We start from the raw sequence: 26,768 nt of genomic DNA, 5'->3' as shown, positions 1-26,768 counted from the left end.
TAACAGTGCTCTAAATTAGCGGTACAAAAAAAGGCTGGCAAGCATCATTTCACCTACCAGCCCTTATTTTATCAATGGTTTTTGCTATAGGTCACTATTTGGCCGTAGCTGTGACCACTTGCATACCATAAGGTGCATTCAGCAATGCTATAGACAGAACTTCCTCAATGCATTTCACTGGATGAATATCCAAGTCAGCAATGATATTCTGTGGAATTTCTTCCAGATCACGTTTATTCTCTTCAGGAATCAACACTGTTTTAATCCCACCGCGATGAGCTGCCAACAGTTTTTCCTTCAATCCACCAATGGGCAAAACCAACCCACGTAGCGTAATCTCACCAGTCATGGCCACATCCGCTCGAACCGGGTTCCCCGTCAGACAAGATACCAGCGCGGTACACATGGCAATCCCCGCACTTGGACCGTCTTTTGGCGTTGCCCCCTCGGGCACATGTACATGGATATCCCGTTTCTCATGGAAATCCGCATTGATACCCAGTTTATCTGCTCGGGCTCTTACTACTGTCAGCGCTGCCTGAATGGATTCCTGCATCACTTCACCCAATGAACCGGTATAGGTCAACTTCCCTTTACCTGGCACACTAGCCGTTTCGATAGTCAGCAAGTCCCCACCCACTTCCGTCCAGGCCAGCCCGGTTACCTGACCGACTCGATTTTCATCATCTGCCCGGCCATAGTCATAACGCTGTACACCCAGAAAGTCCTTCAGATTATCGCCAGTGACTTCAATATGCTTGACAGATTTATCCATCAGTAATGTTTTCACTGCCTTACGGCATAGTTTGGAGAGCTCTCGTTCCAGATTACGCACACCCGCTTCTCGAGTGTAATAACGAATAATGCCAGTAATAGCACTATCCTCAACGGTCAACTCACCTTTCTTCAGCGCATTGCGCTCAATCTGCTTTGGCATCAAATGCTTTTTAGCGATATTGAGCTTTTCGTCTTCGGTATAACCGGACAAACGAATCACTTCCATACGGTCCAGCAGTGGTGCCGGAATATTCATGGAGTTGGATGTCGCAACAAACATCACATCAGAAAGGTCATAATCGACTTCCAGATAATGATCGTTAAATGCCACATTTTGTTCAGGATCAAGTACTTCTAACAATGCCGATGCTGGATCACCACGCATGTCCGAAGACATTTTGTCGATCTCATCCAATAAGAACAGTGGGTTTTTCACCCCCACCTTCGCCATTTTTTGGATCAATTTACCTGGCATTGAACCAATATAAGTCCGTCGATGACCGCGGATTTCTGCTTCATCACGCACTCCGCCTAACGCCATACGGACATACTTACGCCCGGTCGCTTTGGCAATAGATTGACCCAAGGATGTTTTACCCACTCCCGGAGGCCCGACCAGACACAGAATGGGCCCCTTGATTTTACTCACGCGACTTTGAACAGCAAGGTATTCCAGAATACGATCCTTAACACGTTCCAGACCATAATGATCGGTATCCAGCGTTTCCTGTGCCTTAACCAAATCTTTTTTCACTTTACTGCGCGCATGCCAAGGAACCTGGATCATCCAGTCAATATAGCTACGAACCACTGTCGCTTCAGCAGACATCGGCGACATCATCCGCAACTTCTGCAACTCAGCTTCGGTTTTCTCCCGCGCCTCTTTCGGCATATTAGCGGCATCAATCTTACGTTTCAGCGCTTCATGCTCATCGGGCGTATCATCCATTTCACCCAGTTCCTTCTGAATAGCCTTCATCTGCTCATTCAGGTAATACTCACGCTGGCTTTTTTCCATCTGTTTCTTAACGCGGCCACGGATCCGTTTTTCAACTTGTAACAAGTCGATTTCCGATTCCATCATCGCCATCAGGTACTCCAGACGCTCGGTCACATCTGACATTTCCAGTACAGACTGCTTATCCGCCAACTTCAGCGGCATATGCGCCGCTATCGTATCAGCAAGACGAGCTGCATCTTCAATGCTGTTCAGTGAGGTAAGTACCTCAGGAGGGATTTTTTTATTCAGCTTGATGTAGCCTTCAAACTGATTAATAGCCGTGCGCATGAGAACTTCTTGCTCACGCTCTTCAATTGCCGGCGAATCCAGATACTCGGCCTGAGCAGCAAAATGCTCACCGCTGTCAGATAACGTCGTAATACGAGCTCGCTGTAGGCCTTCTACCAGTACCTTAACAGTGCCATCGGGCAATTTCAGCATCTGAAGAATGGAGGCTACCGTCCCCACCGAGAAAAGATCGTTAACACTTGGCTCATCCGTTGATGCATCTTTCTGCGCCACCAACATGATTTTTTTATCATGATCCATGGCGGCTTCAAGGCACCGAATCGATTTCTCCCGACCAACAAACAACGGAATGACCATGTGCGGATAAACCACCACATCGCGCAATGGCAATACGGGGATTTCTATGCGTTCGGAACGCTCAGGGTTCATAGAGCTCTCTCTTAGTTTCATTTCCGCCAGGTTAAGGGAATCTCGTGAAACTCGGTCATCACGGGTTTCACCTCTAGGTATCGAGTATATGGGGATAAATGTCTTACATTCAACGACCAGAATACGCGTAAAAACGAATGGGGGGGATAAACCCCCCCATTTTATCGCTTAGTTTCATTTTTTCGGCTATTTATTCGCCAGAGGCCTGCTGAGCTTCCGGTTTACCGTAAATCAGCAGCGGTTCAGATTGGTCAGCGATGACTGATTCATCAATCACAACTTTATCAACATTTTCCAGAGAAGGCAGATCGTACATAGTATCCAGTAAAGCAGCTTCAACGATGGAACGAAGACCACGTGCTCCTGTTTTACGAGCCATTGCTTTCTTGGCAATTGCTGTCAGTGCTTCATCACGAAACTCCAGATCCACACCCTCCAGTTTAAACAGTGCCTGATACTGTTTGGTCAAAGCATTCTTCGGTTCACGCAAAATCTGGATCAGCGCCTTCTCATCTAGCTCTTTCAATGTCGCGACAACAGGCAAACGGCCAATAAACTCAGGAATCAAACCAAACTTGATTAGATCACCCGGTTCAACCTGGCTTAACAGCTCACCTTCCGTCACTTTCTGTGACGGACCTTTGACTGTGGCACCAAAACCGATACCACGCCCAGTATCGGTACGCTGTTCAATAACCTTGTCCAGACCAGCAAAAGCACCACCGCAGATAAACAGAATTTTAGACGTATCTACCTGTAAAAATTCCTGTTGGGGGTGTTTACGCCCCCCCTGAGGAGGAACCGCTGCAATAGTGCCTTCAATCAGTTTCAACAGCGCCTGCTGAACCCCTTCACCCGAGACATCACGAGTGATAGATGGGTTGTCTGATTTACGAGAAATTTTGTCAATTTCGTCAATATAGACAATACCACGCTGTGCCTTCTGTACATCGTAATCACATTTTTGCAACAGTTTCTGGATAATATTTTCGACATCTTCACCTACGTAACCGGCTTCGGTAAGCGTAGTAGCATCCGCCATGGTGAAGGGGACATCCAGAAAACGTGCCAGCGTTTCTGCCAATAGCGTTTTACCGCTACCGGTTGGGCCAATCAGCAGAATGTTACTCTTACCCAGCTCAATACCATTCTTACTGTCACCGTTCCGTAAGCGCTTGTAGTGATTGTATACCGCGACTGCCAGTACTTTTTTCGCCGGTTCCTGACCGATGACATAATCATCCAGGTGGTGACGAATTTCGTGTGGCGTTGGTAGCGCACTACGTTCACGATGCGGGGCCACCTCTTTAATCTCTTCGCGAATAATGTCGTTACACAAGTCAACACATTCATCGCAGATATACACTGACGGCCCGGCAATCAGCTTACGAACCTCGTGCTGGCTTTTGCCGCAGAAAGAGCAGTACAGCAACTTTCCTGAACCGTCTTTGCGCTTATCTGTCATCAGTAAACCTCTTCTTTAGTCTCTTGCCCGCAGGACAACCATACAGCGATAGCGCCACAGCGATCACCGACATTTCTAGCCAATACGCGCAACAACGACTCGCACAACAGACTATTCGGCCGAACACTGATTCTAACTACTACAAACCACTCCCTCGCGCATAACATTATTCACGATGGGTTAATACGGAATCTACCAAACCGTAGTCTACCGCTTCATTAGCGGAGAGGAAACGATCTCGCTCAGTATCTCTTTCTATCGATTCAAGAGACCGTCCCGTATGAGTGGCCATTAATTTATTCATCCTTGCTTTCACTTTAAGGATTTCTGTGGCATGGATTTCAATATCTGTGGCCTGTCCCTGAAATCCTCCCAACGGCTGATGAATCATCACCCGTGAGTTAGGTAAACAGAAACGCTTGCCTTTGGCACCAGCCGTCAACAAGAATGCCCCCATTGATGCAGCCTGCCCCATACAAATGGTGCTAACATCCGGTTTAATAAACTGCATGGTGTCATAAATCGACATACCGGCAGTAATGACCCCGCCTGGAGAGTTAATATACAGGTAGATGTCCTTTTCAGGATTTTCGGCTTCCAAAAACAGCATCTGAGCCACAATCAGGTTTGCCATGTGATCTTCTACCTGACCAGTCAGGAAAATCACACGTTCCTTCAGTAATCGTGAATAAATATCGTAAGAACGCTCTCCACGCGAAGTCTGCTCAACCACCATCGGCACCAGAGCCATATGTGGAGCTTGTGTTTCTTGTTCGCCACTGTATGACATTAATGTCTCCTAGATAAATACATTCGGCGTATATCGCCTGATTCTACTTGAGATATAGAGTGAAGACCATGCTCAGGCATCCAGTTCGCCAATCCCTTTAATACAACAAAACCAATCGAAAAATCCTGAAGGTGCGACATGTACTGTTGCTAATCAATTGGGGTATCCTGCATCCGTTTTCAAGCTTACACCAGTGATTAATCTTGATTAAAGCCTTATCGTTATGAAAACAGGCTTCATCACTAATGATAGTGCAAATTCGGTAGCGTTAGCCGGGGATTTCATATCAACGACCGTAAGTAGCCGGGTAGAAAAAAGCCCACAGCGGCAAGACTGCGGGCTCTACCTGACTCAACGCTTCCCCAAGGGGAATCGTTATTATGCGGCAGTGGTCTGGTTCATCAGCTCATTAAAGCTGACAACTTTTTCAACCACTTTCGCCTTGGATAACAGCATTTCAACCGCCTGTTCTTCCAAAGCGACATTGCGCATATTGTTCATCATTTCTTTATTTTTTTTGTAGAAATCAATGACTTCTTTTGGATCTTCATAAGCAGAAGCCATTTCTGCAATTAATGTATTAACGCGAGCGTCATCCACTTTCAACTCGTTGACACTAATAACTTCACCTAACAGCAGCCCAACAACCACACGGCGTTTGGCCTGTTCTTCAAACAACTCGCGTGGTAATTCCAAAGCCTGCTTTTCATCGCCACCGAAACGCTGTGCGGCCTGGCGACGGAGAACATCAATTTCACCATCAGTCAGTGCAGCAGGGACATCGATTTCATTCGCTGCCACTAGCCCATCGATAACCTGTGATTTCACACGGTTACGTATAGCACTTTTCAGTTCACGTTCCATGTTTTTACGTACTTCGGCACGCAGGCCGTCAACAGAACCGTCTTCAACACCAAAACGCTCGATGAATTCAGCCGTCAATTCTGGTAGTTCACGCTCTTCAACCTTTTTCAGCACAATAACAAACTTGGCCGCTTTACCTTTCAGGTTTTCAGCATGGTAATCTTCAGGGAAATTTACATCAATCGTAAATTCTTCACCGGCTTTATGACCCACAACACCATCTTCAAAACCAGGGATCATACGATTCTGACCCATTGCCAGTACAAAATCGGACGCTTTACCACCTTCAAACACCTCACCGTCAACAGAACCGGTGAAATCGATAGTTACACGATCTTCTGCCGCGGCTGCGCGATCAGTTTCTTTCCATGTTGCCTGCTGTTTACGTAACGTTTCCAGCATGATGTCAACATCTGCATCAGTCACTTCAACCAACGGTTTTTCGACTTCAATCGTATCCAGACCTTTCAGCTCCACATCCGGATAAACTTCAAACTCCACAGAGTAAGTGAAATCAACACCTTCCTGATATTCACCCGGAACATAGTTCGGAGCACCAGCAGGATTAACTTTTTCTTTGATGATGGCGTCAACAAAATGACGCTGCATCAAATCGCCCAGCACGTCCTGACGCACGGAAGCACCATAACGCTGAGCAACGATGTTCATTGGCACTTTGCCTTTACGAAAGCCGTCGATACGAACTTTTTTAGACACGCTGATCAGTTCGTTCTTAACAGCAGTCTCGATACTATCAGCAGCAACGGTAATCGTTACTCGGCGCCCAAGGCCTTGAGTGGTTTCAACAGAAACTTGCATCTTGTTACCTCAAAAAATCACAGTGCTCGGTCAACCCCAAGAGCCATTTTCATGAAGAACATCTCAGTAGATGTTCTGCTGATCACAGTCTCACAGAACCAGGATGGCTACTTTACCAGAGCCCTGTTCCCTTTAGTCAGAAGCGTCCCGAATACATTCCGGAAAATAAGACGCAGCATTATAGCGATATAGATAGAATGAGTCGAGGAGAGTAACCACTCTATTAGAGAAGGAGATTCACACTTTTCGCACCATAGCATCCATGCACTCTCGAAAAGCGTGCCTGAAGGTCTAAATTGTCAGCCCTGCGCCACCACAAGGCGGAGAAGAAGGCACTGCATTTTTCAGGTCATTCCACTCTTTTGGGGTATAAGTATGCAATGCCAGCGCATGCACCGAATCCGCCAACTCTTCGGCTAATACACTATAAATTGCACGGTGGCGACTGATCACCTTCTCACCGGAAAAATGCTCACTGACCACGACAACTTTGAAATGGCTTTCAGAGCCAGCAGGTACGTTGTGGCGATAGCTTTCATTGATCACTTCAAGGTGCTCTGGTGCAAATGAGGAACGTAATTTAGCTTCAATATTCTCACGAATCATACAATTACCCTTTTAGAACTTAGGGAAAGGAGCAATATCTATCGGTGTTTTCATCATGTTATGAACTCTCTGTTCAATTCAATATTAGCGGTGTTTTCACTGATATGAATAGCTTTACTCAAGTGATAAGTAACAAAAAAACGCGCACACCGCCAGCGTGTATTACGCCGTCAGTTTATAGTAAAAAATTAAACGTCTGGATTAGCCCGAAAAAGAGAGCATTCGGACGATATTAACCACTCTCAGCTCTTTCCCTTATTAGTGGCAATGATATGATGGCAGGAATGTTTATCAGCTAACGCCCCTAATCATTACTGAGAAAATACGCATGTTAAAAAAATTCATTTTACCCCTGTTCGCCGCACTCATACTCGCAGGATGCGCGAGCAAAAGTAATACGCTTGAGATTACTCCCAAGATTACGCTTCCTTCGCAGGATCCTACATTGATGGGGATAACAATTAGTATCAATGGTGTTGATCAGCGAGCTGATCAAGCCTTGGCCAAAGTTAACCGTGATGGTCAACTGGTTACCCTGAAAGCTTCCCGCGATCTGCGTTTTCTGTTACAGGAAGCCCTGGAAAAACAAATGGCGGCCCGTGGTTATATGATTGGTACCGGTGGCCCAGTAGCATTGCAGATCGTTGTTAATAAACTGTACGCCGATGTCACTGAAGGCGACCTGCGTTATAGCATCACTACTCGTGCGGATGTTTCTATTATCGCTCAGGCAACAAATGGTAATAAACAAGTAAAAAACTATCGTGCTACTTATGACGTTCAAGGCGTATTGACCGCCACCAATGAAAAGATAACCAAAGCAGTTAATCAGGTGTTAGGTGATGTCATTAACGATATGGCACAAGACACCAGCATAAGTAGTTTTATCAAGACCAATTCCCATTAACTGTTCATTCCGCTTCCCTTGCCCTGATGAAACCTTTCAGGACAAGGGAAAGGATCTCTCATGTTAAGTCGTATTTTCGCACTGTTAAGTCAACGTAATGCCATTTTTCTGCTGGTGTTGGGATTCGCTTCCGGACTACCACTGGCATTAACGTCAGGTACGCTTCAAGCATGGATGACAGTGGAAAATATCGATCTGAAAACGATAGGTTTTTTTTCACTGGTCGGTCAAGCCTACGTTTTTAAGTTTCTCTGGTCCCCGTTGATGGATCGTTACACGCCGCCTTTTGCCGGACGCCGTCGAGGGTGGCTTCTACTAACTCAACTTGCTCTGGTAGTTTCCATTACGTACATGGGCATGCTCACACCATCAAGCGACTTATGGTTACTTGCCACATTGGCCATTTTCGTCGCCTTCTGTTCGGCCTCACAAGATATTGTTTTCGACGCTTACAAAACGGATCTGTTACCCGCCCAGGAACGGGGTAGTGGCGCAGCAATATCCGTATTGGGCTATCGCTTGGCCATGCTGGTATCGGGAGGTCTGGCATTATGGGTAGCCGACAGATTTTTAGGATGGCATCTTACCTACTGGCTCATGGCTGGATTAATGCTGCTTTGTGTTATCGCTACCGTATTCGCCCCTGAACCAGACAATAAGCCAGCACCACACAATATGGAACAGGCGATTGTTGCACCATTGAAAGACTTTTTTGGCCGTAATAATGCCTGGCTCGTGTTGATATTGATCGTTCTGTACAAGCTCGGCGACGCTTTTGCTGCCAGTCTCAGCACCACATTTCTCATTCGTGGTGTGGGTTTCAATCCAGGTGATGTCGGACTAGTGAACAAAACGCTGGGGCTGTTTGCCACCATCGTAGGCGCACTCTACGGTGGCCTGCTGATGCAGCGTTGGTCTCTATTCAGAGCTTTAATGATATTTGGCATTCTTCAAGCGGTGTCCAATGCCGGATACTGGTTTCTCGCGATCACTGAGCGGCATATGCTAACGATGGCCAGCGCCGTTTTTCTGGAAAATATTTGTGGTGGTATGGGGACGGCGGCATTTGTAGCCTTACTGATGACACTTTGTAACAAGTCATTTTCCGCAACACAATTCGCGTTACTATCAGCGATTTCAGCGATAGGACGTGTATATGTCGGTCCAATATCAGGGTGGTTTGTCGAATATTATGGCTGGGGATGGTTTTATCTGTTCTCTATTTTTATCTCTATTCCTGGATTACTACTGCTACTGTTATGCCGACGCACCCTTGAATATACACAAATAAATGACACCTTCATGCCACGGGATTCGTATCCTAAATTTTATACTGCTGCGGTAAGGATGTTTTTCATCGGTTGTGTAGTCGTGGTTGGTGGTGCGGCCTTATGGATACTTCATCGACTGGCGTGGTTTCACACCACTAGCGTCTTTGATGGTATGTTGCTACTGGGAATGACATTGGCAATATCCGGTATTCTTCTAGGCGGCCTACTGGATTACCTATCGTTACGCCGTTTGTAAACTTGTTTACTGCATCGATGAAACATAGAAATAAAGCACTAATAAGTATTTAATCACTTCGTTGAATTATTTTTTCCCTGTCAGGATAAAAGAAGAAAAAATTTAATTTTGCTACTGTAGTAATTATTTCAACTGTTTTTTTATTATGACGGTACACCATTCAGTGTTATGCATTACATCTGCAAAATTAATCCACAGAGTCAATTGTATTTTTTAACATGAATCCATATTTTCTTTTAAAATATGTTACTTACTGTTTTTAAAATAATTTTTCATAATAGGTTACATATGTGACAAACAGAGCAAATTTTAGCAACAAAAAAGTGACATACCCTTAATAATGTTTACAGTACGGTAACATTCCCGTAAAATGCCCGCTCGCGTAAATGACAATAGAGCCCTTGTAATTGAGGTCGCTAGATGAGACTCAAGAAATACAATAAAATTTTTGGGATGTTGTCTTTATTTGCAACTACTTTACTACTTAGTGGTTGTGATATGGCACTAATGAACCCCAAAGGACAGATCGGCTTAGAGCAACGTTCGTTGATACTGACAGCCCTTGGCTTAATGTTGATCGTCGTTATCCCCGTGATCGTTATGACGATTACTTTTGCCTGGAAGTTCCGTGCGTCCAATGAGAAGGCGAAATATACGCCAAACTGGTCCCACTCCAATAAAATCGAAGCCGTAGTCTGGACAGTGCCAATTATCATTGTTGTGATCCTGGCTACCATTACCTGGAAGACAACTCATTCGCTTGATCCATACAAGCCACTGGATTCTGATATCAAACCTATCACTGTCCAAGTCGTTTCCCTTGACTGGAAGTGGCTGTTCATTTACCCCGAATTGGGTATCGCCAGTGTAAACGAACTCGCTTTCCCGACAAACGTACCTGTTTCGTTTAGGATTACGTCTGATTCAGTGATGAATTCCTTCTTTATTCCTCGTCTTGGCGGACAGATCTACTCGATGGCTGGGATGCAGACGAAGTTACATTTGATCGCAAATGAACCTGGGAAGTATAAAGGAATTTCAGGCAGTTATAGCGGAAAAGGATTTTCTGGAATGAAATTTACCGCTATCGCCACACCTACCCGAGAAGCATTTGATCAATGGGTCGATAACGTCCGTAAATCATCCCATACACTGAGTAATATGGATGAGTTTGACAAACTGGCGCAGCCGAGCGAGTACCATCCAGTGGAATACTTCTCGCAAGTACAACCGGATCTGTTCCGTCAGATCATCAAAAAATTCACTGGCAACGACATGATCATGCAACACCATGATGAAAGTGCATCTAAAAAAGATGACACGCCAAATCATGAAAACATGAACATGAGCGAGCACTCCTCTCATTGAGGAACCGAGGGATAATACGATGTTCGGAAAATTAACTCTTGATGCGATTCCATACCATGAACCAATCATCATGGTCACCGTCGCAGCGATCATTCTGGGTGGATTAGCGCTGTTGTCCGCTATCACCTATTTCGGCAAATGGAAATGGCTGTGGTCGGAGTGGTTTACCTCTGTTGACCACAAAAAAATCGGCATAATGTACATTATCGTCGCTTTTGTCATGATGCTGCGCGGTTTCGCTGATGCCATCATGATGCGTACCCAGCAGACACTGGCCTCTGCTGGCGAAGCCGGATTCCTGCCGCCTCACCACTATGACCAGATTTTTACCGCACATGGCGTTATCATGATTTTCTTCGTGGCAACGCCTTTCGTCGTGGGTTTGATGAACCTTGCCGTTCCGCTGCAAATCGGTGCCCGTGACGTTGCCTTCCCCTTCCTGAACTCGCTCAGTTTCTGGTTTTTTGTGGCTGGTGTGATTCTGGTTAACCTTTCGCTCGGGATTGGCGAGTTCGCACAAACTGGCTGGGTAGCCTACCCGCCCCTTTCAGGTAAGGAGTATAGTCCTGGCGTAGGTGTCGATTACTGGATATGGAGTCTACAGATATCCGGCATAGGTACCACACTGACCGGGGTGAACTTCTTCGCCACGATTATGAAAATGCGCGCACCGGGCATGAGCCTGATGAAAATGCCGGTTTTCACTTGGACAGCATTATGTACCAACATATTGATCATTGCTGCGTTTCCGATCCTGACGGTTACTATCGCATTACTGACGCTTGATCGTTACCTTGGCACCCATTTCTTCACTAACGATATGGGTGGCAATATGATGATGTATATCAACCTGATATGGGCGTGGGGACATCCAGAAGTTTACATTCTGATACTGCCGGTATTTGGTGTTTATTCCGAAGTAGTAGCGACATTCTGTAAAAAACGTCTGTTTGGGTATACTTCCCTGGTTTGGGCAACAATTGCCATTACCATTTTGTCTTTCATTGTCTGGTTGCACCACTTCTTTACAATGGGATCCGGTGCAAACGTCAATGCTTTCTTCGGCATAGCGACCATGATTATTTCGATCCCAACCGGGGTTAAAATATTTAACTGGTTGTTTACCATGTATCAGGGACGCATCCAGCCTCACTCTTCAATGTTGTGGACTATCGGTTTCATTATCACCTTCACTATTGGCGGCATGACAGGTGTACTGCTGGCGGTTCCCGGCGCCAATTTTGTGTTGCATAACAGCCTGTTCCTGATTGCTCATTTTCACAACGTGATCATTGGTGGTGTGGTATTTGGCTGCTTCGCAGGTATCACGTATTGGTTCCCGAAAGCCTTCGGTTTCACATTGAACGAAACCTGGGGTAAACGTGCTTTTTGGTTCTGGATCATTGGTTTCTTTGTCGCCTTTATGCCGCTATATGCATTAGGTTTCATGGGCATGACCCGTCGTCTGAGTCAACACATCAACCCGGAATTCCATCCGCTGCTGGTAGTGGCATCAGCTGGTGCCGGATTAATTGCACTCGGTATTTTATGCCAGATAATCCAGTTCACTGTTAGTATCCGTGATCGCCATCTGAATCGCGATCTGACGGGTGACCCATGGGATGCACGTACACTGGAATGGTCGACATCCTCTCCACCGCCGTTTTATAACTTTGCCATTGTTCCACACGTTAATGAACGCGATGCCTTTTGGGAAATCAAAGAGAAAGGTGATGCTTATCGTAAACCAGCTAAATATGAAGAAATTCATATGCCTAAAAACACTGGTGCAGGGGTAATCATCGCAGCGTTTGGCCTGGTGTTTGGTTTCGCCATGATATGGGATATCTGGTGGATGGCGATTATCTGTTTCGTCGGCATGATTTCGACCTGGATCATACATAGCTTTAACGAGGATGTTGATTACTACGTTCCAGTTAAAGAAATTGAGCACATCGAGAATCAGCATTTCGATCAAATCAGCAAGGCAGGCGCGAAAAATGTCCACTGAAACTCTGACTAACCATAATGCAGCCCATGTTGAGCATGGGCATCATGATACAGGAGCGACCAAAGTATTCGGCTTCTGGATCTACCTGATGAGCGACTGTATTTTGTTTGCGTGTCTGTTCGCAACGTATTCAGTACTGGTGAATGGCGTAGCGGGTGGCCCAACAGGAAAAGATATTTTCGAGCTGCCCTTTGTTCTGGTTGAAACCTTCGCGTTGCTTTTCAGTAGTATTACTTACGGCATGGCTATCGTTGCCATGAACAAGGGCAAAAAATCACAGGTTACCACCTGGCTAGCACTGACGTTTCTGTGCGGTCTCGTGTTTATCATGATGGAAGTTTACGAATTCCATCACCTGATTGCCGAAGGATTTGGCCCGGATCGCAGTGCCTTCCTGTCTGCCTTCTTTGCACTGGTGGGAACTCACGGTATTCATGTGACGTCCGGTCTGATTTGGATCATTATCATGATGATTCAGGTATCTCGCCGTGGTCTTACTGCTACAAATCAAACACGGCTGATGTGTCTCAGCCTGTTCTGGCACTTCCTTGACGTGGTATGGATTTGTGTCTTCACCGTTGTTTACCTGATGGGGGCGATGTAATGAGTCATTCAACATACGATCAGGCAGGCGCCAGTCACGGCAGCGTAAAATCGTATCTGACAGGTTTTATATTATCGATTATCCTCACTGTCATTCCCTTCTCCATGGTGATGACTGGCTCAGCTTCCAATAGTACCGTTATTCTTACCGTGGTAGGTTGCGCGATAATTCAGATCCTGGTGCATTTAGTGTATTTCCTGCATCTGAACACGTCTTCAGAAGGACGGTGGAATGTGGTAGCACTTGTCTTCACCGTCCTGATTATCGGAATTGTGGTAACGGGTTCCATATGGATCATGTGGAGCACACACTACAACATGATGCTTCAGTAACAGAGCCGTAAATGATGATTAAGCAATACCTGCAGGTCACCAAACCAGGAATTATTTTTGGTAATCTAATTTCTGTTATTGGCGGTTTTTTACTGGCAGCCAAGGGAGTCATTGATTATCCCTTGTTTGCTGCGACGCTGATTGGTGTGTCACTGGTTGTCGCATCAGGTTGTGTCTTTAACAACGTAATCGATCGTGACATCGACAAAAAAATGGAGAGAACCAAGAACAGAGTGCTGGTTAAGGGTCTTATTCCACTGAAGGTAACTCTAGTTTACGCGTCTCTGTTAGGTATTGCTGGTTTTGCATTACTGTACATCGCAGCAAATCCGCTGGCCATGTGGTTGGCAGTGATGGGTTTTGTGGTTTATGTCGGCGTATATAGTCTTTATATGAAACGGCATTCTGTCTACGGCACATTGGTTGGCAGTTTATCCGGGGCTGCGCCTCCGGTAATTGGCTATTGTGCAGTCAGTAATCAGTTTGATGCGGGAGCCTTTATCCTGTTACTGATTTTTAGTCTTTGGCAGATGCCACATTCCTATGCCATAGCTATTTTCCGTTTTAAAGATTATCAGGTAGCCAATATTCCCGTGTTACCGGTGGTAAAAGGTATCTCTGTCGCTAAAAATCATATCACGCTCTACATTCTGGCATTTATGATCGCCACGCTGATGCTTTCTATCGGCGGTTATGCAGGTTATAAGTATTTAATTGTAGCTGCAGCTGTCAGCGTATGGTGGCTGGGAATGGCACTTTCTGGTTATAAAACACTCACTGATGACCGGGTATGGGCGCGAAAATTATTTGTGTTCTCTATTGTGGCGATTACTTCATTAAGTATCATGATGTCCGTAGACTCCATCGCTCCGGCACAAGAAGCATTACTCACCTACCTGCACTGATCAACCGTTTCACACTATAGCAGACGAGAATGCTCGTCTGTTTTTTTACACCCTCCTGTCGTCATAGCCAATCACATATCAGTTAACAAAGCTGTCGTTTACGGGTTGACGCTTAGCGAACTAAAATAGCGCTGACTGATAGCTAGAGGTATTAATGAACGACAATAGAATGACACCTACAGAATTGCGTGCGACATGGGGACTTGGCGCAGTATTTTCTCTACGCATGCTTGGCATGTTCATGGTTCTCCCGGTTTTGACCACCTACGGTATGGCCTTGCAGGGTGCCAATGAATCTCTTATTGGTATTGCGATCGGAATTTATGGCCTGATGCAGGCAATATTTCAAATTCCGCTGGGCCTTATGTCAGATCGTATTGGCCGTAAACCACTGATTGTTGGTGGATTGCTTGTATTTGCTCTGGGGAGTGTTGTTGCAGCTCTCAGCAGTTCAATATGGGGGATTATTCTCGGACGTGCTATGCAAGGTTCCGGCGCTATCTCTGCGGCGGTGATGGCGCTACTTTCTGATTTGACACGTGAACAAAACCGAACAAAGGCAATGGCTTTTATTGGTATCAGCTTTGGCATTACTTTCGCCATTGCGATGGTTATTGGCCCTATCGTGACGCACACTCTGGGGCTACATGCCCTATTCTGGGGGATTGCAGTATTATCCGGTCTGGCGATTATCATCACATTGATATTAATTCCCACCTCATCAACGCATATTCTTAATCGAGAATCCGCAATTGTCCGTGGCAACTTCAGCAAAGTATTAACGAATAGCCGCCTGCTGAAACTGAATGCCGGTATTATGTGTTTGCATATTCTGCTGATGTCGAGCTTTGTCGCGTTACCTCGAATAATGGAACAGGCTGGTTTAGCACCGCAGAATCACTGGAAAGTCTACCTGGGAACCATGCTTATTGCCTTTGCTGCAATCATTCCCATCGTCATTTATGCCGAAGTCAAGCGTCGCATGAAACAGGTATTTATCTTTTGTATCCTGATACTTATTACCGCTGAACTGGTGTTATTCATTTCGGGCCATCGTCTGTGGTATATCATTTTCGGGATTCAGTTATTCTTCCTGGGCTTTAATGTCATGGAAGCACTACTACCATCGTTGATCAGTAAAGAGTCTCCTGCCAGTTATAAAGGTACGGCGATGGGTATTTACTCCACAACACAGTTTATTGGCGTTGCCATCGGCGGAAGTATGGGAGGGGCTCTGTTTGATTTGCACGGTGCACCGCTGGTGTTTGGTGCAGGGGCCGTAGTGGGTATAGCATGGCTGCTGGTGAGTTTCACTATGCAAGAGCCACCGTATCTAAGCAGTTTAAGACTTACTTTATCGGATCTTGCCCTACAGGATAATGCTCTGGTTCAGAAACTGTGTACGGCTCCTGGCGTTGCCGATGTCGTCATCGTTCCGGACGAGTACAGTGCCTATGTAAAAATCGATAATAAAAAAACCAGTAGGCAAAATCTGGAACAATTGCTCAGTCAATGCTGATAACGCCGTAGTATTGTCATGGAAATCATCACATTGAGCTCTCGGGGGAACGTCGAAAATGGTGTTCCCCCAAGTCTGTTTTTCTCAATGGACAGGCACTACCGCTATGCGAGTCCTTTAGCACTAATCACGGAAGTTGCTGAACTGAAACGGTTGCCCTAATTCAGCACCACGCACCAACGTAATAACGCTTTGCAACTCATCACGGGATTTGCCTGTTATCCTAACTTGCTCACCCTGAATTTGTGCTTGCACTTTAAGCTTGCTGTCTTTGATCAACTTGACGAGTTTTTTCGCCAACGCGGTTTCGATACCTTGTTTCAGTTTTGCCTCAACACTATATGTCTTGCCGCTGCGTTCCATTTCTTCTGGGATTTCCAGCGCACCACCGTCGATCCCGCGTTTAGACAGTTTCTCCCGCAAAATGTCTACCAACTGTTTTACTTGAAAATCAGACTCACTAGTGACCTTGATCGTTTGCGCTTTCTCATTTAGATCAAAGCTGGCAGGAATATTACGAAAATCCCAACGGGTACCGAGTTCACGTGTGGCATTTTCTACTGCGTTACGCGTTTCCTGCATATCAATTTCCGAAACTATATCGAAAGATGGCATAATTTTCTCTCCTGACAAAATCGCTGCCGAGCATAATAACCGTTCCCATCTCATAAACAAAATGCGAGGCAACACGAGGATTATTGTGGTTAGACTTTATTCTACAATCACAGCTTATTAGTCTGTTCTAGGCTACTGGTAGGGGGAACAGCCTATTATAGGCCTAAACAAGAACGAGAGTTCCCGCCTTTATAAAGGGAGATATGCATGAAAATTACCGTTCTTGGTTGCGGTGCAATCGGACAACTATGGCTCGCAGCTTTACATCGGCAGGGCCATGACGTACAGGGATGGTTACGTATTCCACAACCGTTTTGTCCAGTGAATGTCATGATGCTGAATGGGCAGCACTGTAATCTGAATCTAACTGCAAACGATATTGAACATCTGGCACAAAGCGAATTATTACTGGTAACACTCAAGGCATGGCAAGTTTCTGATGCTGTGACCAGCCTGATCTCACGGCTTGATCCCAACTGTACCATTCTGCTGTTGCATAATGGCATGGGTGCCCGTGAAGAGCTGCCGACGCTTAAGCAACCTGTACTGCTTGGTGTGACAACCCACGCTGCACGTCGCGATCCCACTACCGTTGTACATATGGCTGCTGGGATAACACATATTGGTTCAATAAATGGCGTTGATACGCAAAGCCACTTTGCAGAAATACTGCACCATGCCCTTCCGGATGTTGCCTGGCATAACAATATTACCGTTACCTGCTGGCTGAAATTGGCGGCAAACTGTGTCATCAACCCGCTTACTGTTGTACACCACTGTACCAATGGTGAATTACGGGCTTACCCGCAATTACTGCAATCTCTTTGTCAAGAAATTGCACTGGTGATGGAGCGTGAAGGGTTCCATACTTCAACCGAAAGCCTGCTACTCTATATAAACCAGATTATTCAGAATACGGCAGACAATACATCCTCCATGCTGCAAGACGTATTGGCACAAAAACACACTGAAATTGATTACATCACGGGTTATCTGTTGAAGCGCGCTCGCGTTCATGGATTGTCATTGCCGGAAAATAGCCGTTTGTTCGAATATATTAAGCGAGAGGAGAGTGACTATGAACGCATCGGTACTGGTATGTCTGGCACCTGGTAGCGAGGAAACGGAGGCTGTCACCACTATCGATCTACTGATAAGGGCTGGTATACGGGTGGTCACCGCCAGTGTGGTGAGTGATGGTCATCTTGAAATTATCTGTTCCCGTGGTGTCAGACTGGTAGCGGATGCGCCGCTGGCTGCTGTCGTCGACCAAGAATTCGATGCTATTGTTCTTCCGGGAGGGATGCAGGGTGCAGAATGCTTCCGTGATAATCCGTTACTGATTGAACGAATTCGTCAGACACACCAGGAAGGAAAAATTATCGCAGCAATCTGCGCTTCTCCTGCAGTGGTATTGGAATATCACCAGATCTTCCCGATGGGGAACATGACCGGATATCCGACCCTGAAAGCGCAAATCAGCATAGATAAATGGGTGGATAAACGAGTGGTTTTCGATCCTCGTGTCAATCTACTGACCAGCCAAGGACCAGGCACCAGCATGGACTTCGCACTAAAGCTGATTGATCTACTCTTGGGAAAAAAGAAAGCGGCGGAAGTGGCGGCACAATTGATATTGCCGTCGGGAATTTATAACTATCAAGACTGAATGCAAAAAGGCGCGCCTGCGCCTTTACAATCGCTCTACTATCGCCGCCGCTATGTGCACATTGTCACCAACCTCAGACGTGCCAGTGTTTTCCTCAGGGACGATAAACTTTCACATTACTAAAGCCCTGTTCGCGCAGATAAAGCGCCTGTAATCGGCTCATCACACCACGCGCACAATAAAGCAAATAGGTTTTGCTTTGGTCCAAATCGCCAAACTCGGTCGCCAGCTTATAGAAAGGCAAACACTTGATCGTTACCTGATCCAGCAACAACGGCTTCTCTTCCTGCTCATCAGGCGAGCGGATATCCAGCAAAACATCATTGGCGACGAAGCCCGCCACGGTTTCCACCTCAACGACTTCCTGACGGGTTTGCTCTGCAATCTCACGGATATCAATATTGCGGGCTTCGCTAACCACTCGGTCCAGAATGGAAAAGTCAAAATGAGCTTCTTCATGCTCAATTTTTGCTTTTACCGCTTTTACCGTCGGGCTCTTGGAAATCACACCACAATATTCCGGCATGGTCTTGGCAAAATCTTCAGTGCCCAGCTCGCGCGCCAGCTTGATAATGTGTTCTTTATCATGAGAAATCAGTGGGCGCAAAACCAGTGTATCGGAAGCATTATCGATCAAGCGTAGATTGGTCAGCGTCTGGCTGGAGACTTGCCCCAATGCTTCGCCGGTAACCAGTGCTTCCACACCATAACGCTCGGCAACTCTCGACGCCGCACGCACCATCATACGCTTCAGGACAACACCCATTTGGCCATCATCGACGTTCTCCAGAATTTCTCCCACCACTGGCTCAAAATCAATAGCGACAAAACGAACCCGGTGTGAACTGCCAAAACGATTCCAGAGATAATGAGCAACCTGCTTCACACCGATTTCATGTGCCGCTCCGCCTAAATTAAAAAAGCAGTAATGGACACGGCAACCACGACGCATCAACATATAACTCGACACACTGGAATCAAAACCGCCGGAAATCAGAGATAACACATCCTCCTGGGTACCAATCGGGAAGCCGCCGATACCTTCATGGCGCCCTTTAATCAACAGCAGGCGATCCTGCTCGATTTCCAGATGCACCGTAACCTGTGGAGCAGTCAGATTGACACGCGCGCTTTCGATATGCTGGTTCAAGCCACCACCGACATAACGCTCTACATCCTGAGAGCTGAAATCATGCTTACCACGCCGCTTGACTCGGACACAAAAGGTTTTCCCTTCCAACTGTTCCCGATACATTGCCAGTGTTTGTTCAAAAATATGGTGCATATCCGTATAGTCACGATCTTCGACTTCCAGAATATGGTGGATGCCAGGAATTCGAGTCAGCGCATCACATATGCTATCGTGCTGAAACTCGTCTTGTGCCCGAACTTCAATATGATCCCAGTGACGGACAACCGCCAGTGTTTCATCATGGGATTTTAAAACGTTACGAATATTACTGGTGAGAATTTTAATAAAACGTAACCGCACAGATGAGCTTTTGATGGTAATTTCTGGGAACAATTTAATGATAAACTTCATGGTGGCTTTCGTTACTTGGTCTGAAAGGCGTAAATAAATTTACCCCGAGCGCTAAAATCGCGTTATCGGTAAAACCAGCCGTTTATATGACGGTTTTACCAATAGCATCTAAAGCGCGGAGTATATCACCATATTGCGGATGGCTGCGTGCTTTAAGCGTATAATTGCAGCGATATTTCAAGCTGGTACGCTGATAATTGAGTGGCGTCCTCACAGCCAGACGAGAATAAACAGGAGTCTGAAATCGACTATGCCGAAAAAAACTGAACAACCCGTCAGCTTTGAAAGTTCACTCAGTGAACTGGAGCAAATCGTAACGCGTCTGGAATCTGGCGAATTACCGCTGGAAGAAGCGCTGAATGAATTTGAGCATGGCATTCAACTGGCGCGCCAGGGTCAACAAAAACTTCAACAGGCTGAACAACGTGTGCAGATTCTATTAAATGATGACCCGGAAGCAGCATTAACATCTTTCACTCCGGATAATGAAACGCTATGACAGATTTCGATACGCAGCTAAATGTTCTCTACCAGCGCAGCAATGCTGCTTTGAGCTGCTTTATCTCAGCACTACCTTTTCAGCGTAGTCCATTGGTAGACACCATAACTTATGGCACGCTTCTCGGAGGGAAACGGCTGCGTCCGTTTCTGGTTTATACTACCGGACACCTTTTTGGATTAGCCACAGAAAGCCTTGATGCACCAGCGGCAGCGGTTGAATGTATTCATGCTTATTCACTCATTCATGACGATCTGCCCGCGATGGATAATGACGACCTGCGCCGAGGACAACCTACCTGTCACATGAAATTTGGCGAGGCCAGCGCCATTCTGGCAGGAGACGCGTTGCAAACGCTGGCGTTCTCTATACTGGCTGACGCGCCTATGCTGCATGTCAGTGACCGTGACCGGTTGGCAATGTTATCTGAACTGGCTCAGGCCAGTGGCGTCAGCGGAATGTGTGGTGGTCAGGCGCTGGATCTTGCTGCGGAAGGACATCAGGTGGATCTGTCCTCGCTCGAACAGATCCATCGCCACAAGACCGGCGCATTGATTCGAGCCTCCGTGCGATTAGGTGCACTGGCGGCTGGCGAGCGTGGACGGGATGCCTTACCTTATCTTGATCGCTACGCCAATGCTATCGGGCTGGCTTTTCAGGTTCAGGATGACATACTGGATGTCATTGGTAATAGCACCACGACGGGGAAACGTCAGGGAGCCGATCAACAATTGGGGAAAAGTACCTACCCCGGCTTATTGGGTCTGGAGAACGCGAAAGCCAAAGCTCGAGATCTTTATCAGGAATCTTTAGCCGCGCTGAATGATTTGGTGGCTTCCAGTGATATTCCATTAGTCGTAACACCACTGCAAGCCTTAGCGAATTACATCGTTGAACGCGATAAATAACACCAATACAAGCAACTCCTTAATGGGCATCCGATGAGCTTTGATATAGCGAAATATCCCACGCTGGCGTTAGTGGAAACTCCAGAAGAATTGCGTCTGCTGCCAAAAGAAAGCCTGCCAAAACTATGTGACGAACTACGGCAATATTTGTTAGATAGCGTTAGTCGTTCGAGTGGCCACTTTGCTTCCGGTTTGGGTACAGTTGAGTTAACGGTCGCACTACATTATGTCTATAACACCCCTTTTGATCACCTGGTGTGGGATGTAGGCCATCAGGCTTATCCACACAAAATTCTGACCGGACGCCGTGATCGTATATCCACTATCCGTCAGAAAGACGGTCTGCATCCGTTTCCCTGGCGCGAAGAGAGCGAATACGATGTTCTCAGCGTGGGACACTCATCCACGTCCATCAGTGCCGGGCTGGGTATGGCCGTGGCGGCCGAACGTGAAGGTATGGGACGACGTACCGTCTGCGTCATCGGCGATGGTGCCATTACAGCAGGAATGGCATTTGAAGCCATGAATCATGCAGGCGATATCAAGCCCGATATGCTGGTGGTTCTGAACGATAACGAGATGTCGATTTCAGAAAATGTCGGTGCATTGAATAATCACCTTGCTCAACTGCTGTCTGGGAAGCTTTATTCCACCCTGCGTGAAGGCGGTAAAAAAGTCCTTTCGGGATTACCCCCCATCAAAGAATTGATGAAACGGACTGAAGAACATCTGAAAGGCATGGTGGTGCCTGGAACCTTGTTTGAAGAACTAGGCTTTAATTATATTGGCCCGGTTGACGGTCATGATGTTCAAGCGCTTGCGCAAACACTGAAAAATATGCGTAGCCTGAAAGGTCCACAACTGCTGCATATCATGACCAAGAAAGGCAAAGGTTACGCACCTGCCGAACAAGACCCCATTAGTTGGCACGCAGTGCCAAAATTTGACCCGGCCAGTGGCACTCTGCCTAAAAGCAAAGAAAGCCTGCCGACCTACTCCAAGATTTTTGGTCAGTGGTTGTCTGAAACGGCCGCACAAGACAGTACACTGATGGCTGTCACTCCTGCCATGCGCGAAGGGTCAGGGATGGTGCAATTTTCCCGCGACTATCCGCAACAGTATTTTGATGTTGCGATCGCTGAGCAACATGCCGTTACCTTTGCCGCCGGTCTGGCAATTGGTGGTTATAAACCTGTTGTAGCTATTTATTCAACGTTCTTGCAACGCGCCTACGATCAAGTGATTCACGATGTCGCCATCCAGAATCTGCCAGTACTGTTTGCCATCGATCGTGGTGGCATTGTCGGTGCTGACGGGCAGACTCACCAGGGTGCTTTCGACCTGTCCTTCCTGCGTTGTATTCCCAACATGGTAATCATGGCTCCCAGCGATGAAAACGAATGCCGTCAGATGCTGTATACCGGTTACCATTATCAAAAGGGCCCAACGGCAGTACGTTATCCCCGAGGCTGCGGGATCGATGCCGAACTCATGCCGTTACAGGCATTACCCATCGGTAAAGGTATCATCCGTCGACAAGGTGAGAAAATTGCCATACTAAACTTCGGCACACTGCTGCCAGAAGCGAGGACAGTAGCTGAAACGTTGAACGCTACGCTGGTGGATATGCGATTTGTCAAACCGCTGGATGAAGCATTGGTTGAGACATTGGCGAGCACTCATCAAGCATTGGTGACACTGGAAGAGAACGCCATTATGGGCGGAGCCGGCAGTGGCGTGAATGAATTCCTGATGTCAAAACGACTTTTGGTCCCGGTGCTAAACATCGGATTACCGGATCGTTTTATTCCTCAAGGGGTACAGGGAGAGATTCGGTCCGATCTAGGTCTGGATGCTGTGGGTATTGAGCACCAGATAACGCAATGGTTGGCATAAAGGGCTGATAAAAAAACAAGGTAGTAGCGACGCGTCCCTGATAGTGTTCACTTAGAACAATGGCTACAAAAATACGGAGTGAGATCCTAAGGAAAAGGTATCGTCACTCCGTATCGGCTATCCTGATTGCTTCACTGACCGGTATCCATGTTTAAAAAAGATTCCAGGCATCCAGGGTGACAGCTGCTGCCAAAACTCGTTGCCAGAAAATGTAATGGATTACGATGCGCAAACGGTTTTTGGCAATTTAAGCGCTTTTCTTATCATGAGCCAAAATGGTCATAACCCTTCAGATTCAGTTCAAGGGGTTTATCATGCTGAAAAAAACGTAATCCTTCAGAAGAGGGACCAATCTGCCCGATACAGGTATAGCGAGCCCCCAGATGGCCCAGGGCCACATCCAGGGCACCACGATTAAGCTCTGGGACGGTAAAACACAGCTCATAATCCTCACCACCACTGAGCGCCAAGTTCATTGCCCAGGATGGATCGGCGTGCGCCAGCAAGGCATCAGAATAAGGTAATGCATCAAGGTTGATTCGCGCACCACATCCACTTGCTTTCAAAATATGCTGGATATCGGATACCAATCCATCGGAAAGATCGATAACCGCACTGGCCAGATCGCGCAGCGCCTGCCCTTGTAAAATCCGCGGATGTGGGCGTAAGTGGCGTTGAATCAGCGTCTGATGTGCTTCAGGATCAGTAACTTCCCATTGATTCCGCAAAATCGCCAGACCAGCCGCACTGTCCCCCAGTGTGCCAGTGACGTAAATCCAGTCACCAATACGAGCCTTGCTACGTGTCAATGCACGCCCGACCGGAACCAGGCCATGGATAGTCAGTGTCATACTCAGCGGACCGCGAGTCGTATCACCACCGATTAACTGCATGCCATAGTAATCTAACTGCTCAAACAAGCTATCACTATAGGCCGTCAACCACGCGTGGTCGACTTCCGGCAATGTTAATGCCAGCGACAACCAGGCAGGATCAGCGCCCATGGCAGCCAAATCGCTCAGGTTAACCGCCAGGGATTTATAAGCCAGATCAGCGGGATCAATATCAGGCAGGAAATGAATCCCGGAAACCAGTGTATCGGTACTTATCGCTAACAGTTGCTTGTCAGCGACGGTTAACAGAGCACAATCATCACCGATTCCCAGTTCGACATCCCGGCGTGAAGTTCTTACCCGATCAAAATAGCGGGCAATAATCTCAAACTCACCTTCAACCATAACCCTTCCAGACTGTGGTGAATCAAAAAAGCCAAGGCCGGTAAACCGGCCTTGGCTATCTTATCTTCTGCCTTTACGTATGTGAGGAGCAGCTTTATCCAGCACGCCATTCACAAATTTATGACTATCTTCTGCACCGAAAGTCTTGGCCAGTTCAATGGCTTCATTAATTGCCACTTTATAGGGCACATCCTCACGTTTGCTCAATTCGAACAGAGCCAAACGCAGAATGGCTTTTTCCACCTGACCTAATTCTCCCAATTGACGGGACAGATAAGGAACCATCAAGGCATCAAGCTTATCAGCCTGACTGGCAACCCCCGACAGGAGTTCACGAAAATAGGTGATGTCGACATCTTTGACATCCTGCTCGCTCAAAAATTGTAGTTCAATATCGGCAATATCGTTCTTTGATAACTGCCAAGAATAAAGCGCTTGAACCGCACATTCACGAGCACGGCGACGAGCAGCAGGTTTCACGGAATTCCCCTTAACTTAATAAATCAGGCTTACTTGATAGCGTTTAATACATTAATCATTTCAAGTGCGGTCAGGGCTGCTTCCGCCCCTTTATTACCCGCTTTGGTGCCTGCACGCTCAATGGCCTGCTCAATACTTTCTGTCGTCAATACCCCGAAAGCGACCGGAATATCACTACTCATGGCGACATGAGACAAACCAGAACTACACTCGCCGGCGACCAATTCAAAATGCGCAGTACCACCACGGATAACCGTTCCCAGAGCAACTACGGCATCGTACCCACCATTTTCAGTGCTTTTGGTCAGCGCACGGACTGCCAGCGGTAATTCATAAGCACCTGGGACCCAAACGACGGTAATGTTCTCATCTTTAACCTGGCCAATACGTTTCAGTGCATCGATGGCACCTTCCAGCAGGCTATCATTGATAAAATGGTTAAAGCGGGCAATAGCAATCGCCACACGGGCATTAGGAGTAGCAACAACACCTTCAATAACGTTCATAGCTTTCCTTTGACTGTTTTATTACCCCGCAGGGGGGCGGATTCTATCATATTCTTTTGGTCGGCGTATCCGCTTTTGTCGGAGCAGGAGAGCCGCCTGACACCGGTTATTACTCTGGGTGGTCAGTACTGTGGCTTCAGGATAATCCGCAGGTCCGGCCCAACCAATCGGACATCTGTCATTGAGAATTCAGGTGCCCGCGCCAACGTCTCCAGTCCCGGCAACACACACAGCGGACGAGCCAAATCCCCAAGCAGTTTGGGTGCCATGTAGATAATCAACTCATCCACCACATTTGCTTGTAGTAACGCCCCGGCAAAGCGAGCACCGGCCTCCACCCACACCGAGTTAATCTGACGTTTTCCCAGCAGCATCATTAATGCCACCAAGTCGCTGCCATCACCTTGTTGCGGAACCAAAAGCTGTTCAACCGTATCTGGCCACGGTTGTTGATCCCGCTGGGGACGCGCCAGCCAGGTCATACCCGGCTGATGGATAATACGATGCTGCGGTTTCACCCGCAGTTGGCTATCGACAATAATCCTCACGGGCTGACGCAGTTGGTCTTGCGGATAGACACGTTGCGTATCCTCATCCAATTCCGACCAACGGACGGTAAGTGAAGGGTCATCAGCCAGCACAGTAGCACTACTGCTCAGAATAGCGGCACTCTGTGCCCGAAACCGCTGCACATCCTGCCGTGCCTGCGGTGATGTAATCCACTGGCTTTCACCGGAAGCCATTGCCGTACGTCCATCCAGCGAAGCCGCCATTTTTAACTGTACATAGGGGAATCCGGTACGCATCCGCTTGAGAAACCCCCGATTAAGCTTTTCGGCTTCTGCCATCATGACACCGTGGGTAACATCGATACCGGCCTGCTGCAAACGATACAAACCGCGCCCTGCCACCTCGGGGTTGGGATCCTGCATTGCCGCGACAACTCTTGCTACTCCCGCCTCAATTAATGCATCAGCGCAAGGCGGAGTACGGCCATGATGGCTGCACGGTTCCAACGTTACATACACCGTTGCACCGTTGGCCTGCTTTCCCGACATTCGCAAAGCATGGATCTCTGCATGAGGTTCACCGGCTTTATGGTGATAACCTTCGCCGACAATTTGTCCATCACGCACAATGACGCATCCCACATTCGGATTCGGCATTGTCGTAAAGCGACCACGCCGCGCCAGCGCCAATGCATGAGCCATATAAAATTCATCAGACTGTATAGCCATCCTG

At 47.1% G+C, this 26,768-nt stretch carries 24 protein-coding genes; 13 read left to right on the top strand and 11 right to left on the bottom strand.

Annotated elements, in window-relative coordinates:
- Positions 1–94: 94 nt before the first annotated feature.
- The 5 genes from lon to bolA all read right to left on the bottom strand — a co-directional run bounded on the left by lon (position 95) and on the right by bolA (position 6,999).
- Positions 95–2,455 (bottom strand): endopeptidase La, encoded by a 2,361-nt coding sequence (gene lon, locus PCO85_06510; GenBank protein WJV55069.1) that lies wholly within the window; start codon positions 2,453–2,455, stop codon positions 95–97.
- A 190-nt stretch (positions 2,456–2,645) separates the two neighbouring features.
- A complete protein-coding gene (clpX, locus tag PCO85_06505; GenBank protein WJV55068.1) occupies positions 2,646–3,920 on the bottom strand; it encodes an ATP-dependent protease ATP-binding subunit ClpX in 1,275 nt (424 codons plus the stop codon).
- Positions 3,921–4,086: 166 nt separating this feature from the next.
- On the bottom strand, positions 4,087–4,710 hold the full coding sequence (gene clpP, locus PCO85_06500) for an ATP-dependent Clp endopeptidase proteolytic subunit ClpP (GenBank protein ID WJV55067.1): 624 nt from the start codon (positions 4,708–4,710) through the stop codon (positions 4,087–4,089).
- A 378-nt stretch (positions 4,711–5,088) separates the two neighbouring features.
- Positions 5,089–6,393 carry a trigger factor gene (tig, locus tag PCO85_06495; GenBank protein WJV55066.1) on the bottom strand — a complete coding sequence of 435 codons (1,305 nt, stop codon included), beginning with the start codon at positions 6,391–6,393 and terminating at the stop codon, positions 5,089–5,091.
- 291 nt (positions 6,394–6,684) lie between these two features.
- Positions 6,685–6,999, bottom strand: a complete 315-nt coding sequence (gene bolA, locus PCO85_06490; GenBank protein ID WJV55065.1) for a transcriptional regulator BolA — start codon at positions 6,997–6,999, stop codon at positions 6,685–6,687.
- 328 nt (positions 7,000–7,327) lie between these two features.
- Here bolA and PCO85_06485 point away from each other — a divergent pair, with 328 nt between their 5' ends.
- The 8 genes from PCO85_06485 to PCO85_06450 all read left to right on the top strand — a co-directional run bounded on the left by PCO85_06485 (position 7,328) and on the right by PCO85_06450 (position 16,172).
- Entirely contained in the window at positions 7,328–7,906 is a 579-nt protein-coding gene (locus PCO85_06485; protein WJV55064.1) for a lipoprotein, read from the top strand.
- Positions 7,907–7,966: 60 nt separating this feature from the next.
- Positions 7,967–9,433 (top strand): muropeptide MFS transporter AmpG, encoded by a 1,467-nt coding sequence (gene ampG, locus PCO85_06480; protein WJV55063.1) that lies wholly within the window; start codon positions 7,967–7,969, stop codon positions 9,431–9,433.
- Positions 9,434–9,853: 420 nt separating this feature from the next.
- Entirely contained in the window at positions 9,854–10,801 is a 948-nt protein-coding gene (gene cyoA / locus PCO85_06475; protein ID WJV55062.1) for a cytochrome o ubiquinol oxidase subunit II, read from the top strand.
- A gap of 19 nt (positions 10,802–10,820) precedes the next feature.
- The gene (cyoB, locus tag PCO85_06470) at positions 10,821–12,812 is read left to right on the top strand and encodes a cytochrome o ubiquinol oxidase subunit I (GenBank protein WJV55061.1); all 1,992 of its coding nucleotides are present in this window, start codon (positions 10,821–10,823) and stop codon (positions 12,810–12,812) included.
- The gene (locus PCO85_06465) at positions 12,802–13,416 is read left to right on the top strand and encodes a cytochrome o ubiquinol oxidase subunit III (protein WJV55060.1); all 615 of its coding nucleotides are present in this window, start codon (positions 12,802–12,804) and stop codon (positions 13,414–13,416) included. The genes cyoB and PCO85_06465 overlap by 11 nt, the downstream gene beginning before the upstream one ends.
- Positions 13,416–13,748: a cytochrome o ubiquinol oxidase subunit IV gene (locus PCO85_06460; protein ID WJV55059.1), complete on the top strand. Its 333-nt coding sequence runs from the start codon at positions 13,416–13,418 to the stop codon at positions 13,746–13,748. The genes PCO85_06465 and PCO85_06460 overlap by 1 nt, the downstream gene beginning before the upstream one ends.
- A 14-nt stretch (positions 13,749–13,762) precedes the next feature.
- Positions 13,763–14,653 (top strand): heme o synthase, encoded by an 891-nt coding sequence (gene cyoE / locus PCO85_06455; protein ID WJV56013.1) that lies wholly within the window; start codon positions 13,763–13,765, stop codon positions 14,651–14,653.
- 154 nt (positions 14,654–14,807) lie between these two features.
- Positions 14,808–16,172, top strand: coding sequence for an MFS transporter (locus PCO85_06450; GenBank protein WJV55058.1), 1,365 nt, complete (start codon positions 14,808–14,810; stop codon positions 16,170–16,172).
- 123 nt (positions 16,173–16,295) lie between these two features.
- Here the strand turns inward: PCO85_06450 and PCO85_06445 are convergent, their stop codons facing one another.
- The gene (locus tag PCO85_06445; GenBank protein WJV55057.1) at positions 16,296–16,787 is read right to left on the bottom strand and encodes a YajQ family cyclic di-GMP-binding protein; all 492 of its coding nucleotides are present in this window, start codon (positions 16,785–16,787) and stop codon (positions 16,296–16,298) included.
- Positions 16,788–16,994: 207 nt separating this feature from the next.
- Here PCO85_06445 and panE point away from each other — a divergent pair, with 207 nt between their 5' ends.
- A complete protein-coding gene (panE, locus tag PCO85_06440; GenBank protein WJV55056.1) occupies positions 16,995–17,903 on the top strand; it encodes a 2-dehydropantoate 2-reductase in 909 nt (302 codons plus the stop codon).
- Positions 17,866–18,456 carry a protein deglycase YajL gene (yajL, locus tag PCO85_06435; GenBank protein ID WJV55055.1) on the top strand — a complete coding sequence of 197 codons (591 nt, stop codon included), beginning with the start codon at positions 17,866–17,868 and terminating at the stop codon, positions 18,454–18,456. Before panE ends, yajL begins: the two co-directional genes overlap by 38 nt.
- Positions 18,457–18,550: 94 nt before the next feature.
- Here yajL and thiI read toward each other — a convergent pair whose 3' ends face one another.
- Positions 18,551–19,999: a tRNA uracil 4-sulfurtransferase ThiI gene (thiI, locus tag PCO85_06430; GenBank protein ID WJV55054.1), complete on the bottom strand. Its 1,449-nt coding sequence runs from the start codon at positions 19,997–19,999 to the stop codon at positions 18,551–18,553.
- A 250-nt stretch (positions 20,000–20,249) separates the two neighbouring features.
- Here thiI and xseB point away from each other — a divergent pair, with 250 nt between their 5' ends.
- Genes xseB through dxs form a run of 3 tightly spaced genes read left to right on the top strand, consistent with a single transcriptional unit; the run spans position 20,250 to position 23,302 of the window.
- On the top strand, positions 20,250–20,498 hold the full coding sequence (gene xseB / locus PCO85_06425; GenBank protein WJV55053.1) for an exodeoxyribonuclease VII small subunit: 249 nt from the start codon (positions 20,250–20,252) through the stop codon (positions 20,496–20,498).
- Complete coding sequence (gene ispA, locus PCO85_06420; protein ID WJV55052.1) at positions 20,495–21,406, top strand: (2E,6E)-farnesyl diphosphate synthase; 912 nt, start codon at positions 20,495–20,497, stop codon at positions 21,404–21,406. Before xseB ends, ispA begins: the two co-directional genes overlap by 4 nt.
- A 33-nt stretch (positions 21,407–21,439) precedes the next feature.
- Positions 21,440–23,302 (top strand): 1-deoxy-D-xylulose-5-phosphate synthase, encoded by a 1,863-nt coding sequence (gene dxs / locus PCO85_06415; protein WJV55051.1) that lies wholly within the window; start codon positions 21,440–21,442, stop codon positions 23,300–23,302.
- A 263-nt stretch (positions 23,303–23,565) separates the two neighbouring features.
- On the opposite strand, the gene thiL is transcribed toward dxs, so the two are convergent.
- From thiL to ribD, 4 genes are all read right to left on the bottom strand, one after another.
- On the bottom strand, positions 23,566–24,540 hold the full coding sequence (gene thiL / locus PCO85_06410) for a thiamine-phosphate kinase (protein WJV55050.1): 975 nt from the start codon (positions 24,538–24,540) through the stop codon (positions 23,566–23,568).
- Positions 24,541–24,600: 60 nt separating this feature from the next.
- The gene (gene nusB, locus PCO85_06405) at positions 24,601–25,020 is read right to left on the bottom strand and encodes a transcription antitermination factor NusB (GenBank protein ID WJV55049.1); all 420 of its coding nucleotides are present in this window, start codon (positions 25,018–25,020) and stop codon (positions 24,601–24,603) included.
- 29 nt (positions 25,021–25,049) lie between these two features.
- Positions 25,050–25,526, bottom strand: a complete 477-nt coding sequence (ribE, locus tag PCO85_06400; protein ID WJV55048.1) for a 6,7-dimethyl-8-ribityllumazine synthase — start codon at positions 25,524–25,526, stop codon at positions 25,050–25,052.
- Between the two features lie 122 nt (positions 25,527–25,648).
- Entirely contained in the window at positions 25,649–26,764 is a 1,116-nt protein-coding gene (gene ribD / locus PCO85_06395) for a bifunctional diaminohydroxyphosphoribosylaminopyrimidine deaminase/5-amino-6-(5-phosphoribosylamino)uracil reductase RibD (protein ID WJV55047.1), read from the bottom strand.
- Positions 26,765–26,768 lie beyond the last annotated feature (4 nt).

It is taken from the genome of Prodigiosinella aquatilis (genome assembly GCA_030388725.1).
Taxonomy (GTDB): Bacteria; Pseudomonadota; Gammaproteobacteria; order Enterobacterales; family Enterobacteriaceae; genus Prodigiosinella; species Prodigiosinella aquatilis.
The sequence above is the reverse complement of the archived record's forward strand: the minus strand, read 5'-3'. Positions and strand labels throughout refer to the sequence as shown.